The following is a 14,252-nucleotide window of genomic DNA, read 5'->3' on the forward strand; positions in this document are numbered from 1 at the left end:
CACCGTGCGGCCGGTCTAGGCGAACGCCCTCTTCGGGACGAACAGCAGCAGCACGGCTGAGACCAGTGCGGTCAGCGAGCACACGATCCACACCGTGACGTAGCCGGAGAACGAGCCCGCCGTGCCGCCCTCGACCAGTCCGGCCGACGCCGCGTCGGGAGCACCCGCGAAGGCCGTGGTGGCCAGGGCCAGGCCGAAGACACAGGAGGCCACGGCGCCGCCCACGGTCTTGACCGAGTTCGTCAGACCGGTGGCCACCCCCGTCTGTTCCGGTGGGGCGGCGGCCGCCGCGGCAGCGGGCAGCGAGGCCACCAGAGCCCCGGAGCCGAGGCCGACCACCACCATGTTGGCGATGACCTGCCCGATCGTCTCGTGGAACGGCAGGAACAACGCGAAACCGACGGCCACGGCGAGGCTGGCGAACAGCAGGGCCAGCCGGGGCGTCGTCCACCGGGAGACCGTGGGCAGCAGCAGGGCGCCGATGACCATCGAGATCAGGTAGATGCCGATGATCAGCGAGGTCTGGAAACCCGTGGTGCCCAGACCGTAGCCGTAGACCCCCGGATCGGTCCGGGCGAAGGTGGACAGCGGCGCCTGCGCCCCGAGCACGGAGACCCCGAACAGGCCCGCCGTGGCGAAGACCGGCCACAGGGCGGGATCGGTGAACATGCGCACATCGATCAATGGGTCCGGATGGGCCCGCTCCACCGCCACGAACCGCCGTAGGGCCGCCGCCCCGGCCCCGAGCATCAGCACCGCGAGCCAGAGCCCCGGCCGGTCTGGTGCCATCCCGGTCCCGCGCACCACGAAGAGTGCGCCCATGATGAGCACCAGGGCCAGGGTCACCCAGGCCAGTCCGGGCAGGTCGAAGTCCCGGAGCCGGAAGTTCGCCGGTGAGACGCCGGGGGTCTCCTCCACGCCGAGGATGATGGCCACCAGGCACAGTCCGACCACGATGGCCGGGACGGCCAGGACCGCCTGCACGTCCATGGTGTCCACCAGGGCCCCGGCGGCCAGCGCGCCGGCGATGGCCCCGACCTCTAGGGCGCCGACCAGCAGCGCGGCCGCACGCCGGGTCAGGGCCGCCGGCCCCGGTGTCCCGCGGTCAGGGGCCGGGTCTTCTTGGTTTTCTTGGTGCTCTTGGTTCTCCTGATGCTCCTCGCGGGCCGAGGCCCGGACGTAGATCAGCGCGATCTCCAGCGGCAGCCACACCACGTAGAACCCCTGCAGGGCCCAGGCCACCAGGGAGATCCAGAACTCGGGGGCGACCACCAACGCGATCGAGGCCGCCAGCGTCACCGCCGTGGACCAGATCAGCACCATCCGGTGGCCCACCTGGTCGCCGAGTTTGGACAGGGCGGGGACCACGAGGGCGGAGAGCATCAGCTGCGAGCCCTCCAGCCAGTTCACATCCGCGTCGTTCACGCCGAGGTGCCGGGCGAGGTCCGTCAGCAGCGGGGTGTAGTAGCCCTGCAGCACGCCGGAGGTGAACTCGACGAAGGCGAGGAAGCCGACGACCGAGCCGAGGCCGCCGAAGAGCATCGCGCCGCGTCTGCGGAGCCGGTTGGAGGTGGTCGTCATGCCCGGCTCCGGCTCGTGATGAGTGCGCGGTGGAAGTGCTCGCCGCGGGCCAGGGAGTCTTGGCTGACCCACTCGTTCTCCCCGTGGATCGAGGCCCGCTGGGCCTGGTCCATCCGCAGCGGTGCGAACCGGTAGACGTGCCGGCACCAGCTGTGGAAGTGCCGGGAGTCCGTGGCGGCCATCAGCAGGTACGGCACCGGGACGGCGCCCGGCCAAGAGGTCCCGACGGCGGCACCGAGGGCCGCGAAACGCTCCCCGTCCGCGGGAGACTCGGGGGAGGGGTCCTGCCCGTGGATCAGTTCCAGGCTCACCTGCGGGTCCGCCACGCGTCGGGTGATCTCCGACAGGACGTCCTGAACGCTCTGGCCGGGGGTGATCCGGCAGTCCAGGACGGCGCTGGCCGTGGACGGCAGTACGTTGTCCGCGGTGCCGGCCCTGAGCCGGGTCTGGGCCACGGTGGTGCGCACCATGGCCGAGGCCTCACCGCCCAGGGCCCCCAGCGCGCGGGCCGCCACGGCCCCGGAGCGGGTGACCCAGGGCAGGGCACGTCCCGCGGCGCCCGAGGCGAGGGGGACGAGGGCGGCGAGCATGGCCGCCGTCGTGCCGTTCATCCGGGGCGGGAAGGGACGCCGCTCCACTCGGCGCAGGGCGCGCGCCAGTCGCGGGATGGGGGATCCGGCCGGCGGAGAGGACGCGTGTCCGCCCGCGCCGGAGGCCGTGAGTCGCAGCTGGGCCTGACCCTTCTCGGCCAGGCCGATCATGGCGCACGTGGCATCCACGAAGGACAGTGGGGTGGGGACCACGGCGCCGCCCTCGTCCAGCACCAGCCACGGTTCGGTGCCCAGTGACCGCAGGCGCTCTCGGAGCAGGTCGGAGATGGCCGCGGCGTCACGGCCGCCCACCTCCTCGTCCCCACCGAAGACGAGCCAGACGTCCTGGGACGGGGTGAAGCCGCCGGTCAGGAGGTTCTCCACCGCCTCCAGCACGGTGACCAGCGCACCCTTGTCATCCAGGGCGCCGCGCCCGCGCACGGCCGGAGCCCCGGCCACGTCCTCCTCGGTGCCCGCGAAGGGGTCGGTGCCCCAGCCGGCACCCACCCATTCGTCCTCAGACTCGGGTGCGGGGACCACGTCCCCATGGGCCATCAACACCAGCGGCTCGAGCGGGCTGGTGCCGCGCCAGCGGAACAACAGCCCGGTGCCGTTCACCGTCTCGCGTTCCAGGTGGCGGTGGAGGAGCGGGTAGAGCCGCTCCAGCACCCCGGGGAACGCCGCGAAGGCCTCGGCGACACCGGCCCGGTCCGGTGCTGAGTGCCAGGCGGAGACGGTGCGGAGCCGGATCAGCTCGCCCAGGCGCGCGCCGGCGCCGGGGCGGGGTGTGACGGGGGATACAGGCATGCACCCGAGGGTAGCCGGAAGGTACGGGGAAGTACCGGGGAGTAACCTGTCAGTCCCCGTTTCAGCCGGTGGCGCGCCGGCTCGTCCCTCGAGAGGCGACGGTCTGCTTGGAACCCTGCCGCTCGCCCTGCTTGAGGCGCACCTGCATGCGGGAATCGGTCGTGCGGTGTTCCAGATAGGGCTGTTCGGAGACCAGGGTGCTCAGTTTCTGGTGGCCGAAGTCGCGGGGATCGAAGTCCACGTGGGCGCGGCTCAGATGCTGGCCGACGCGGCTCAGGGAGGCCCAGCCGTCATCCCCGCTGGTGGCGTTGACGGCCTTGGCGAGGGCACTCTCGAGGTTGATCCGCACGGTATCCTCGTCCAGCCCGTCCCCTGCATCCAGCCCGTCCCCTGCGTCCGCTGCGTCCGCCGGATCGAAAGCGTCAGGTGCGTCGGCCACGTCGGTCGCGTCATCAGTGTCGTTGTCGTTCGCGGCACCGCCCCGGCGGCTCCGGCGGCTGGCCCGCCGGGAGGGGGCGGGGTTCTCCTCCGGGGCGCCGCCGAGCAGCTCGAGGTAGATGAACTGGTCCACGGCGTTGCGCAGGGACTCCGGGGTCTTGCGCTCGCCGAGGCCGATGACCCGCTTGCCCGACTCACGCAGGCGGGTGGCGAGCCGGGTGAAGTCCGAGTCCGAGGAGACGATCGCGAAGGCCTCCACATTGCCCATCCACAGCAGGTCCATGGCGTCGATGATCAGGGCCGAGTCCGTGGAGTTCTTCCCCACCGTGTAGGAGAACTGCTGGGTGGGCTGGATGGCCAGCCGGTTCAGATCGTTCTTCCAGCCGCTGAGCTGGTTGGTGGTCCAGTCCCCGTAGGCGCGTTTGATGGTCGGCGTGCCGTAGGTGGCGAGCTCCTCCAACACCGCGCCGGCATGGGTGGGGGAGACATTGTCACAGTCGATCAGTACGGCGATCCGGGTGGTGGCGCTGGAGATTTCGGTCATGGGATCACCGTACCGGGATCCGGCGGTGTCGGCCCGCTGGACAGGGCCAGCCTGACCCGCCGGAGAACCGGCCCGAAAGGGCCCTTACATGGGCGGGAAATGTGGGCTACGTTACGGGGAACGCCGGAACCGGACGGCCCTGATCGCATGACTCCCATCCCTGAGGAGGGATACCGGTGACTGCACCGCTCGACCTCTCTGACGTTTCCTCTCTCCCACTCGATCTGGCCAGGCCGAGGCTGGTACAACCGGGCTTACTGCCCGTGGTGCCCGGCCACGAACGGTACTGGGTCCGCCCCGGCGGGGTGACGGCCCTGGAACTCGGGGCCGGTGATGAGATCACGATCATCGACCGTTTCGGAGCCCAGGCCGCCGAGTTCACCGTGCTGGGCAACGGCGGTGAGGACTTCGCGGCCGTGGGGCTACGGGCGGATGCCCCGGCCACCGTGCTCGGCGCCCTGACTGAGGGCTCCTCCTTCGACAACCAGCAGGTGGCCAAGGTCGTCACCGCGCTGGCGTTGCGGGGGCTGCGGCCTGATGCCGCCCACGCCGTCCGGCTGTTCGGCGGGTGGTCGCCCGCCGGGTCCCGCGAGACGTTCACGGCCCAGCGGCCGGTGACGGCCGTCGTCGGGAATCCGACCTGGCAGATGACCTTCGAGGAGCTGAACCCGCCCTCCGAACTGATGATCGAGGTGCAGCGCGCGAACCCGCACGCCCCGCGCGAGATCGAGCTGCCCCCGCCCCTGGCGGACCCGATCCTGGACGTCCGCATCACCAACAGCACCGCCATCGCCTACGAGGTGAAGAAGGGTGACTACATCCAGATCCTGGACGTCGAGGGCCGGCAGTGCTCCGACTTCCTGGCCTTCGACGCCCGCGCCCTGCAGGAGGGCCGCGAGCTGGGCCTGGATGCCAGCACCACCCGCCACATCGTGGGACAGGCCTTCTCCCAGCCCGGGCTGTACGGGAAGTTCTACAACCAGGACATGGATCCCCTGGTGCAGGTCGTCCGGGACACCGTGGGCCGCCACGACACCTTCACCCCGGCCTGCAACGCCAAGTACTACGAGGACTTCGGCTATCCGGGACACGTGAACTGCACGGACAACTTCAACATGAAGCTGGACTCCTACAGGGTGGCCTCCCGGCGGTCCTGGCCGGCGCTGAACCTCTTCTACAACACCATGTTCGACGAACACAACATGCTGGTGTTCGACGAGCCGTGGTCCCGGCCGGGGGACTACGTGATGATGCAGGCCCAGCAGGACCTGGTCTGCGCGTCATCGGCCTGCCCGGACGACATCGACCCCTCCAACGGCTGGGTCCCCACCGACATCCACCTGCGCGTCTACTCCTCGGAGCGGAAATTCTCGATGGCCATCTCCCACCGCACCACCCCGGACGCCGAGCCGAAGCTCACCCGCGAGACCGGTTTCCATGAGCGCACCAGCGCCCTGACCAAGCAGTTCACCGAGTACCGCAACTTCTGGCTGCCCACGCACTATGACGGCTACGGCCCGAAGGCCGAGTACTGGGCCTGCCGCGAGAAGGCCGCGGTGATGGACCTGTCCCCCCTGCGCAAGTTCGAGGTGCTGGGGCCGGACGCGGAGGCCCTGTTGCAGTACTGCATGACCCGCAACATCCGGAAGCTCTCCGAGGGCCAGGTGGTCTACACGGCGATCTGCAACGACACGGGCGGCATGATCGACGACGCCACCGTCTTCCGCCTGTCCGACACCAACTTCCGTGTCATCCCCGGGGACGACTACACGGGTCAGTGGATGCGGCAGATGGCCACCGAACAGGGGCTGGACCGGGTGTGGATCAAGGATTCCACGGACCAGCTGCACAACATCGCCGTGCAGGGGCCGGCCAGCCGGGACATCCTGAAGGACCTGATCTGGACTCCGCCGCATCAGGCCGATTTCGACTCCGTGACCTGGTTCCGGTTCGTGGTCGGCCGCATCGGTGACCATCAGGGGATCCCGGTCATCCTCTCCCGGACCGGCTATTCCGGGGAACTGGGCTACGAACTGTTCTGCCATCCCACGGACGCCACCGCCGTCTGGGACGCGGTCTGGGAGGCCGGCACACCGCACGGGCTGGCACCGCTGGGCCTGGACGCCCTGGATATGCTCCGGATTGAATCGGGACTGGTCTTCGCCGGCTACGACTTCGACGACCAGATCGACCCTTACGAGGCCGGCATCGGCTTCACGGTCCCGCTCAAGACCAAGGAAGACGACTTCTCCGGCCGTGAGGCACTGCTCAAGCGGAAGGAGAACCCGCAGCGCAAGATGGTCGGCCTGGAGTTGCAGGGCAACGAACAGGCTGAACACGGAGACCCGGTGCACGTGGGACGGTTCAAGGTCGGCGTGGTCACGAGCGCCACCCGGTCACCGATCCTGCGCAGGAACATCGCCCTGTGCCGGATGATGGTCGAGCACGCCGAGCTCGGGGCCGAGGTCCAGGTCGGCAAGCTGGACGGCCAGCAGAAACGGATCCCGGCCACCGTGGTGAAGACGTCGTTCTACGATCCGGAGAAGCTGAAGCCACGCTCCTGAGGTTGCGGGGCCGGGGTGCACGGAGGCCTGCAGCCGGTCGCCAGACGGAGAACACCGGCGTACCGTTGGAGGCGACGCCGAGCGAAGAGGTGTAAGGGCCGTGAAATCCGAACAGCGCAGGATGTGGGTGCCGGCCCTTGCCGTGTCGACGGTAGTGGCAGTGGCGGCGCTCGGCGGCGGGATCGCCGCGAACGCGGACACGGACCTGCCGGACCAGACCGCCGAGGAGGTCCTGGAGATGGTCGCCGCCCAGGACGACGCCTCCTTCTCCGGCCAGTTCGAAGCCAGCTTCGCCCTCGGCCTGCCGCAGCTGCCCGAAAACCGGGGTCAGCACGGCAGCACAGCTCAGGACAGCGGTGCAGGGCCCGACGGCGGCGCGGTCCCCTCCCAGCTCGCGGAGGCCTTCGCGCTGCTCTCCGGAACCCATGAGGCGCGCGTCTTCGCGGATGGCCCGGACCGCACCCGCGTGCAGGTGTTCGACGGAACCGAGGAGCGCAACGTCGTCCGCAACGGCGAGGAGGTCTGGACCTACGACTCCGCCGAGAACACGGCAACCCGCGCCGTTATCCCCGAGGACGTGCAGCGGAACCATGCCACGGCCGGCGGTGACGGCGCGTCCCACGGGCAGGTGCCGACGCCCGAACAGCTGGCCGAGCAGGTCCTGGCGAAGCTGGGCCCGTCGACACAGGTCACGGTCGAACAGGACACCCGGGTCGCCGGCCGTGATGCCTACCTGCTGCGCCTTGACCCGCGCACCGGGGACACCTTGGTCAAGGACGTCACCGTCGCCGTCGACGCCGCCACCGGGGCCGCCCTCCGCGTCCAGGTCAACGCCGTCGGCCAGGATGACCCCGCCATCAGCGTCGGCTTCACCACCTTCTCACCGGAGACCCCGGACGCGTCCCTCTTCGAGTTCACCCCACCCGAGGGGGCCGAGGTCCAGGAGCTGGACGTCCGGGACGTCACGGCACCGCACGATGGCGTGGCCGGGCATGACGACCCCGAGCCCGGCCTCGGGACTGAACACGGTTCCGGTTGGGATGCCGTCGTCGCCATCCCCGCCGACGAGGTGCCGGAGGGGTTCGCCACCTCGCCGTTGCTCGAGCAGTACGCCACCGCGACCGAGGCCGGGCGGGTGCTCAGCACGCCCCTGGCCACCATCCTGCTCACCGACGACGGCCGGGTACTCGCCGGACCGGTGCCGCTCGAGCGGCTGCTGGACGTGGCCGGAGCCGAGTGAGCGCCCCCTCCGCCGGCCGGGCCGACCAGGTCGTCGGCCGGGATGCCGAGGCAGAGCTGGCCATCCACACCCGCGGCCTGAGCAAGCGCTTCGGCTCCCGGGACGCCGTCAACGACCTGGACCTGGCCGTGCCCCGCGGTTCCGTGTTCGGATTCCTGGGCCCCAACGGTTCGGGAAAGACCACCACCATCCGCATGCTCCTGGGATTGGCCGCGCCCACCGGCGGTCAGATGAGTGTGCTCGGCCGGCCCATGCCGTCCGCCGCATTCGACGTGCTGCCACGGGTGGGGGCCCTCGTCGAGGGCCCGGCCTTCTACCCCTACCTGTCCGGCCGGGCGAACCTGCTGCGTCTCGATGCCTCAGCCCGGGCCACCGATCCCGCGACCCGGAAGTACCGCATCGACCGCGCCTTGGACCGGGTGGGCCTGGGCCAGGCCGCGAAGCTGGCCGTCCACGCGTACTCGCTCGGGATGAAGCAGCGCCTCGGCTTGGCCCACGCTCTGACCTCCGATCGTGAGCTGCTGATCCTGGATGAGCCCACCAACGGCCTGGACCCGCAGGGCACCCGCGAGGTCCGCCACCTGATCGGCTCGCTGGCCGAGGCCGGCGCCACCGTGTTCGTCTCCAGCCACCTGCTCAGCGAGATCGAGCAGGTCTGCACGCACGCGGCCATCATGGGCAACGGCCACCTGCTGGCCCAGGGCACCCTCGCCTCGCTGTCCGACGACGGGGCGTTGCGCCTCGTACTCCGCACCCGTGATGCGGCCCGCGCCGGCGAGGTCCTCCGACGGTTGGGGATGGAACCGCTGGTGGGCGCCGACGGACGGCCGGCAACCGAAGAAGGCCGGGTCGCCACCGTGCGTGCCGAGATCGGGCCGTCGGCACCGTCCCCCGAGCGGATCGTGGCGCAACTGGTCGAGGCCGGCGTCGGGGTGCGCGGCTTCGAGGTGGAACAGGCCAGCCTCGAGGACCGGTTCGTGCAGCTGACGGGGGAGGGGTTCGACGTTGAACGGTAGGTTCTCGCTGTTGTCCTCCGAGCTGGGCCTGCTGTTCCGGCGGCGCCGCACCTGGGCCCTGCTGGCCGCCCTGGCCGCAGTACCCGTACTGATGGGCGTGGCCGTCGCAGTGACCTCCGGGCCTCCGAGCGGTGCGGGCCCGGCGTTCCTGGACCAGGTGGCGGGCAACGGGCTGTTCCTGGCCGTCGCGGCGGTCTTCGTGTGCACGCCGTTCTTCCTGCCGTTGACCGTGTCCGTGGTGGCCGGCGACTCCATCGCGGGGGAGGCCGCGCACGGCACCTTGCGCTACTTGCTGACCGCACCCGTCCGGCGGGCGGGGCTGCTGGCCGTGAAGTTCGCGGCCGCCGTCGTCTTCTGCCTGGTCGCGGCCCTCGTGGTGGCCGGCGTCGGCGTGCTCACCGGCCTCATCCTGTTCGGCACCGGCCCGCTCGTGCTGCCATCAGGGACCACCATCACGACGGCTGAGACGCTGGGCCGGATCGGGTTGACCACCCTCTACGCGGCCCTGTCGCTGACCGGACTCGCCGCGATCGGCCTGTTCGTCTCGACGCTGACGGATGTGCCCGTCGGGGCGATGGCCGCCGCGGTGGTGCTCACGATCGTCGCCCAGATCCTCGGATCACTGCCTCAGCTCGAGTGGCTGCACCCCTGGCTGTTCACCCGTCACTGGATGGACTTCGCCGACCTGTTGCGGGTGCCGATCCTCTGGGAGTCGTTCCAGGAGAACGCCCTGGTGCAAGCCGGCTACGTGGCCGTCTTCGGGACCCTGGCCTACGGGCGTTTCGCCTCGAAGGACGTGCTGAGCTGAGGGGCCGGGCTGAAGGCCGGCCGGTGCCGCATCATGCGGGTGGGGCCGTCACGGCTCGTTAGACTGGAAGGGCATCCGAAGTCCCCGAGTACAGAGGAATCCATGGCCTTCCCCACCCACCGTCCGCGCCGCCTACGCCAGTCCGCCGCCCTGCGCCGGCTGGTGGCCGAGACCAGGGTCCATCCGGCCGACCTGATCCTGCCCGTCTTCGTGCGGGAGGGCATCACCGAGCCGGTGCCGATCACCTCCATGCCGGGCGTCGTGCAGCACACCCGAGAGACCCTGCGGCGTGCGGCCGCCGAGGCGGTGGAACTGGGCGTGGGCGGCATCATGCTCTTCGGCATCCCCGAGACCCGGGATGCCAGGGGATCCGCGTCCCTGGATCCGGGTGGCGTGCTCAATGACGGCCTCCGCGCCGTCAAGGACGAGGTGGGGGACGCCCTCGTGGTCATGTCCGACCTCTGCCTGGACGAGTTCACCGACCACGGCCACTGCGGGGTGTTGACCGCGGACGGCGTGGTGGACAATGACGCCACCCTGGAGATCTACGGGCAGATGGGCGTGGCCCAGGCTGAGGCCGGAGCGGACATGGTGGGGCCTTCCGGCATGATGGACGGCCAGGTGGCCGTCATCCGGCAGGCCTTGGACGACGCCGGCCGGCAGGACACCGCGATCCTCGCCTATGCGGCCAAATACTCCTCGGCGTTCTACGGTCCCTTCCGCGAGGCGGTGGACTCCCAGCTCACCGGTGACCGCAAGACCTACCAGATGGATCCGGCCAACCGCCGCGAGGCCCTGCTCGAGGTGTCCCTGGACCTGGACGAGGGTGCGGACCTGGTGATGGTCAAGCCCGCCATGAGCTACCTGGACATCCTGCGGGATGTGGCCGAGGTCGCCGTCGACCGGGGCGTGCCCGTCTCCGCATACCAGATCTCCGGGGAGTACGCGATGATCGAGGCCGCCGCCGCCAGCGGCTGGATCGACCGGGACGCGGCCGTGATGGAGTCCGTGCTGTCCATCCGCCGGGCCGGGGCTGACACCGTGCTGACGTACTGGGCCACCGAGCTGGCCCGCTGGATCAAGGAAGGACGGCTCTGATGACCACTGAATCCGCCCCACAGGCCGCACACACGGCCACTACTGCCCCCACCACTGCCCCCACCACGAATGCGGCCCTGTACGAGGCCGCCCGCGCGGTCATCCCGGGCGGGGTGAACTCTCCGGTCCGGGCCTTCGGGTCCGTCGGCGGGAACCCCGTCTCCATGGTCAAGGCGGCCGGACCCTACCTGACGGACGTCGAGGGCCGCGAGTATGTGGACCTGGTCTGCTCCTGGGGGCCCATGCTGCTGGGACACAACCACCCCGCCGTCGTGGACGCCGTGCACCGGGCCGTGGACGCCGGGCTGTCCTTCGGCGCCTCCACCCCGGACGAGTACCGGCTGGCCGAGCTGATCGCCGGCAAGGTCCCCGTGGAGCGCGTGCGCATGGTCTCCACCGGCACCGAGGCCACCATGACCGCCATCCGGTTGGCCCGCGGCGCCACCGGGCGCAACCTCATCGTGAAGTTCGCCGGCTGCTACCACGGCCACTCGGACGGCCTGCTGGCCGCCGCCGGCTCCGGGGTGGCCACCCAGTCACTGCCGGGCTCCGCCGGGGTCACCGAGGCGCAGGCCGCCGAGACCCTCGTGGTGGACTACAACGACCGCGCGGCACTGGAGGAGACCTTCGCGGCCCGCGGGTCCGAGATCGCCGCGGTCATCACCGAGGCGGCCCCCTGCAACATGGGCGTGGTCACCCCGGGGGAGGGCTTCAACGCCTTCCTCCGCGAGATCACCCAGCGCCACGGTGCCCTGCTGATCTGGGACGAGGTCCTCACCGGCTTCCGTGCCTCAGACACCGGCTACTGGGGACTGTCCGGACGGGCCGAGGGCTGGACACCGGACCTGTGGACCTTCGGCAAGGTCATCGGCGGGGGCATGCCGACCGCCGCCGTGGCCGGCCGGGCCGAGGTCATGGACCTGCTGGCACCCCTGGGCCCCGTCTACCAGGCAGGGACCCTCTCCGGGAACCCGGTGGCCATGGCTGCGGGGCTGGCTACCCTGCAGAACGCCACGGAGGAGGTCTACGCCACCATCTCCCGGCGCTCGCAGCAGCTCGAGGACCTGCTGGGGGGCTCCCTGACCGAGGCCGGGGTGGACCACTCCATCCAGCGGGCCGGCACCCTGTTCTCGGTGGCGTTCGGCACCTCGGCTGGCGGCGTCCGGAACTACGCCGACGCCCAGGGGCAGGAGACCTTCCGCTACGCGCCGTTCTTCCACGCCATGCTGGAGCATGGGGTGTACCTGCCCCCGAGCGTCTTCGAGGCCTGGTTCGTGTCCTCGGCGCATGACGATGCCGCCATGGACCGGATCGCCGCCGCCCTGCCCCACGCCGCCCGGGCGGCTGCAGCAGCCACGGCCTGAGGGACGCGCCGCCGGTGCAGCTGGTGCAGGGGCCTAGCGTCCCTGCACCGGCCAGTCGCCGTTGATCACGGCCGAGGGGTCCTTACGGCGCAGGTAGTCCTGGAAGCTGGCCGACTGCTCGGCCTTCCACCGCACCTGGAACCCGTGCAGCTCGTCCAACGGGATCTGGAGCTTCGGGTACTTCGAGGCGAGCTGATCGGCCACGCCCACGGCGGCCAGGGAATCGGCGGCGGAGGTGTGTGCATCCAGCAGCTCCACGCCGTAAAAGGCGCAGACGTCCGTGAGCGTGCGCTTGCCCTTGCGGTAGCGGTCCACCTGCTTGTCGATGATGTGCGGATCGATGATCCACTGGTTCTGCAGCGGCTCCAGGCCGCGGCGGGCCAGTTCCCGGTCCATCACGGTGAAGTCATAGCAGGCGTTGAAGGCGATGACGGGGATCCCCGCGTCGAAGAAGTCGCGCAGCGTGTCCGCGATCTCCACGATGGCCTGGTCGGCCGGCATCCCCTCGGCCTGCGCCTTCTCCGTGGTCACCCCGTGCACGGCGGAGGACTCCACGGGGATCGGCACGCCCGGATCCACCAGCCACTCATAGGCGGCGGCGAGCTGTCCGTGCGGGTCCACCACCACGAGCGAGGCCGTCACCACCAGCGCCTCCTCCGGGTCACGTCCGGTGGTCTCCAGATCGAACCCGACGCGGATCTGCTGGTGCCAGCCGGCTGCCGGAGGCCGTGGGATGTTCACTGCGGTTTCGCTCACACCCCACACGCTACCGTTCCGTGGGCTGCGCGGCACGGCGCGCCCGGGGGCGGTGGGCCGGGAGGGCAGAATGGTCGCCTGTGGAGGACCTCACCCAGTGGCCGCCCGGACCCTTCGAGCTGTCCGAGGCGCTCGTGCTCGCCGCCCAGCTCGTCCCGCCGGGACTGGCCGTCAGTTACGGGGGACTGGCCGGGCTCCTCGGGGCCGGCGGCCCGCGCCAGGCCGGACGCGCCATGTCCGGAGCGCCGGACGGGACGCCCTGGTGGCGGATCGTCCGAGCGGATGGTTCCCTGCCGCCGTCGTTGTCCGTCCGCGCCACGCCGCACTACCGGGAGGAACGCACCCCGCTGAAGGGGCACCCGGGGAACCCCACAGCAGGGCCCGACGGCGGCCCTCACCTCCGCGTGGACCTCGCGCGGGCCCGGTGGGAGCCGGACGAGGCGGAGCTGGCCGTGCTGGCAGCGTTACGCTCCGGGCTGGGCTGACCACCCACCGTGATGCTTCGGCGTCCGGCTATTTGTTCTTGCCGCTGGGGTGCGGCAGCGTCACCTCGGTGACCACGGGGAAGTGGTCTGAGGAGAAGATTTCGGGGACCTGTGCTGACACGGGCGTGATGTCCGGGGTGGCGAGGACGTAGTCGATCCGGCCGGTCGGGTTGCCGGGAGCGAACGTGAAGCCGTCCCCGGTACCGGCCTCGGCCCAGACGTCGTCGAACAGTGAGGTGAACGTGCGGTACTCGGGCGAGTCCGGTGCGGCATTGAGGTCCCCGACGAGGATGCCCGGGCGGCCGGAGGCGCCCACGATCTCGTTGACGGCGTCGAACTGCATCTCGCGGTACTCGCCTTGATCACCGCGGTGGGTGAGATGGGTGGTGTAGAAGATGAACTCCGAGCCACGGATCTTGACCTCCGCCTGGGCCAGTCCACGCTGCTCGCCACCTTCGAAGTTCGGCAGCGGGGTGTTGTGGCAGTCCTGCAACGGGTGTGTGGACAGGATCGCGGTGCCATACTGGCGCCGCTCCTGCCCTGGCTCGGAGGGGTCTGAGTCCAGGTTGGCGGCATAACAGTGGTCCATGCCGAGCATCTCAGCCAGCTCGGCGGCCTGGTCCTGGAAGTCCGAGCGTTCGCCCCAGTGCCGGTCCACCTCCTGCAGACCGATGACGTCCACGTCCCAGGACTCGATGTCCGCGGCGGTGCGTTCCAGGTCCAGCACATCCTCCGCGTCAGCGCCGTGATGGATGTTGAAGGTGGCTACCGTGATCGTCCGGTCCGAGGGGTGGTGGCCCCCACCCTGCTCGTGCGGGCTCCCGGCCGTCGCCGGGACGGAGGCGAGCAGCAGGATGGCGGTTGTGGCCAGAGCTGCTCCGGCAGTTCTCACGGGTACAGGGCGTACAGGGCTCTTCATCATCGGGGGTCCTTGTCTCAGTGGGTGGGTGAGGTGTTCGGG

Annotated in this window: 12 protein-coding genes; 7 read left to right on the forward strand and 5 right to left on the reverse strand. The window is 70.4% G+C overall.

The genetic code is table 11. The features are described 5' to 3' along the window. Positions 1-15: 15 nt before the first annotated feature. The 3 genes from ACSU1G_RS17140 to ACSU1G_RS17150 form a co-directional block, all read right to left on the reverse strand. On the reverse strand, positions 16-1,581 hold the full coding sequence (locus ACSU1G_RS17140) for an MFS transporter (RefSeq protein WP_439281175.1): 1,566 nt from the start codon (positions 1,579-1,581) through the stop codon (positions 16-18). After that, a complete protein-coding gene (locus ACSU1G_RS17145) occupies positions 1,578-2,978 on the reverse strand; it encodes a M20/M25/M40 family metallo-hydrolase (protein ID WP_439281176.1) in 1,401 nt (466 codons plus the stop codon). The genes ACSU1G_RS17140 and ACSU1G_RS17145 overlap by 4 nt, the downstream gene beginning before the upstream one ends. A 61-nt stretch (positions 2,979-3,039) precedes the next feature. Then, positions 3,040-3,960 carry an NYN domain-containing protein gene (locus tag ACSU1G_RS17150; RefSeq protein WP_439281177.1) on the reverse strand — a complete coding sequence of 307 codons (921 nt, stop codon included), beginning with the start codon at positions 3,958-3,960 and terminating at the stop codon, positions 3,040-3,042. Positions 3,961-4,136: 176 nt separating this feature from the next. Here ACSU1G_RS17150 and ACSU1G_RS17155 point away from each other — a divergent pair, with 176 nt between their 5' ends. The 6 genes from ACSU1G_RS17155 (at position 4,137) to hemL (ending at position 12,050) form a co-directional block, all read left to right on the forward strand. Beyond that, complete coding sequence (locus ACSU1G_RS17155) at positions 4,137-6,524, forward strand: DUF1989 domain-containing protein (protein WP_439281178.1); 2,388 nt, start codon at positions 4,137-4,139, stop codon at positions 6,522-6,524. A 100-nt stretch (positions 6,525-6,624) separates the two neighbouring features. After that, positions 6,625-7,764: a LolA family protein gene (locus ACSU1G_RS17160; protein ID WP_439281179.1), complete on the forward strand. Its 1,140-nt coding sequence runs from the start codon at positions 6,625-6,627 to the stop codon at positions 7,762-7,764. Beyond that, positions 7,761-8,780 carry an ABC transporter ATP-binding protein gene (locus ACSU1G_RS17165; protein WP_439281180.1) on the forward strand — a complete coding sequence of 340 codons (1,020 nt, stop codon included), beginning with the start codon at positions 7,761-7,763 and terminating at the stop codon, positions 8,778-8,780. Before ACSU1G_RS17160 ends, ACSU1G_RS17165 begins: the two co-directional genes overlap by 4 nt. Before the next feature lie 10 nt (positions 8,781-8,790). Next, positions 8,791-9,588 carry an ABC transporter permease gene (locus ACSU1G_RS17170; RefSeq protein ID WP_439281181.1) on the forward strand — a complete coding sequence of 266 codons (798 nt, stop codon included), beginning with the start codon at positions 8,791-8,793 and terminating at the stop codon, positions 9,586-9,588. A 102-nt stretch (positions 9,589-9,690) separates the two neighbouring features. Then, the gene (gene hemB, locus ACSU1G_RS17175; protein WP_439281182.1) at positions 9,691-10,686 is read left to right on the forward strand and encodes a porphobilinogen synthase; all 996 of its coding nucleotides are present in this window, start codon (positions 9,691-9,693) and stop codon (positions 10,684-10,686) included. Further along, positions 10,686-12,050: a glutamate-1-semialdehyde 2,1-aminomutase gene (hemL, locus tag ACSU1G_RS17180; protein ID WP_439281183.1), complete on the forward strand. Its 1,365-nt coding sequence runs from the start codon at positions 10,686-10,688 to the stop codon at positions 12,048-12,050. The genes hemB and hemL overlap by 1 nt, the downstream gene beginning before the upstream one ends. 33 nt (positions 12,051-12,083) lie before the next feature. Here the strand turns inward: hemL and ACSU1G_RS17185 are convergent, their stop codons facing one another. Next, positions 12,084-12,806: a 3'-5' exonuclease gene (locus tag ACSU1G_RS17185; RefSeq protein ID WP_439281184.1), complete on the reverse strand. Its 723-nt coding sequence runs from the start codon at positions 12,804-12,806 to the stop codon at positions 12,084-12,086. Positions 12,807-12,886: 80 nt separating this feature from the next. Here ACSU1G_RS17185 and ACSU1G_RS17190 point away from each other — a divergent pair, with 80 nt between their 5' ends. Further along, the gene (locus tag ACSU1G_RS17190) at positions 12,887-13,291 is read left to right on the forward strand and encodes an MGMT family protein (RefSeq protein WP_439281185.1); all 405 of its coding nucleotides are present in this window, start codon (positions 12,887-12,889) and stop codon (positions 13,289-13,291) included. 28 nt (positions 13,292-13,319) lie between these two features. Here ACSU1G_RS17190 and ACSU1G_RS17195 read toward each other — a convergent pair whose 3' ends face one another. Beyond that, the gene (locus ACSU1G_RS17195) at positions 13,320-14,213 is read right to left on the reverse strand and encodes an endonuclease/exonuclease/phosphatase family protein (protein WP_439281186.1); all 894 of its coding nucleotides are present in this window, start codon (positions 14,211-14,213) and stop codon (positions 13,320-13,322) included. Positions 14,214-14,252: the final 39 nt, after the last annotated feature.

Source organism: Microbacterium sp. A93 (assembly GCF_051842835.1).

What these genes read in the sequence shown, in the direction of transcription:
- ACSU1G_RS17140 (WP_439281175.1), bottom strand. Translation starts at nt 1,581, where the DNA reads ATGACGACCACCTCCAACCGGCTCCGCAGACGCGGCGCGATGCTCTTC.
- ACSU1G_RS17145 (WP_439281176.1), bottom strand. Translation starts at nt 2,978, where the DNA reads ATGCCTGTATCCCCCGTCACACCCCGCCCCGGCGCCGGCGCGCGCCTG.
- ACSU1G_RS17150 (WP_439281177.1), bottom strand. Translation starts at nt 3,960, where the DNA reads ATGACCGAAATCTCCAGCGCCACCACCCGGATCGCCGTACTGATCGAC.
- hemB (WP_439281182.1), top strand. Translation starts at nt 9,691, where the DNA reads ATGGCCTTCCCCACCCACCGTCCGCGCCGCCTACGCCAGTCCGCCGCC.
- hemL (WP_439281183.1), top strand. Translation starts at nt 10,686, where the DNA reads ATGACCACTGAATCCGCCCCACAGGCCGCACACACGGCCACTACTGCC.
- ACSU1G_RS17195 (WP_439281186.1), bottom strand. Translation starts at nt 14,213, where the DNA reads ATGATGAAGAGCCCTGTACGCCCTGTACCCGTGAGAACTGCCGGAGCA.